Consider the following 436-nt stretch of genomic DNA (forward strand, 5'->3'; position numbering starts at 1 on the left):
CCTCTCGGCCGTGGTCGCCGACAGCATGAGCGGCGGCCGGCACCGCTCCAATTGCGAGTTGGTCGCTCAGGGCGTTGCGAATGTCGGATCCTCGCTGTTCGGCGGCATCTGCGTGACCGGCACGATCGCTCGGACGGCGACGAATGTGCGGAGCGGTGCCCGCGGCCCGGTGGCCGGCATGCTTCACTCCCTGTTCCTGCTCGCCTTCATGGTCCTGGCGGCCCCGCTTGCCTCCTTCATCCCGCTTTCGGCACTGGCAGCGCTGCTCGCCGTGGTGGCCTGGAACATAGCCGAGAAGCACGAGATCGCGACGCTGCTGCGCGCCCACCGGGGGGAAGCCGTCGTCCTCGTCGTGACCTTCCTGGTGGTGATCTTCCGCGACCTGATCGAAGGCATCGCGGCGGGTTTCGGGCTCGGAGCGATGCTGTTCCTCCAT

Annotated in this window: 1 protein-coding gene; it reads left to right on the forward strand. The window is 67.9% G+C overall.

What is annotated here, in order from left to right; genetic code table 11:
• Positions 1 to 436: SulP family inorganic anion transporter (locus AC2JF9_RS09510; RefSeq protein WP_500727288.1), on the forward strand; the 436-nt coding region annotated here is incomplete at both ends.

The sequence above is a fragment of the Lactobacillus sp. C449L genome (assembly GCF_059900815.1).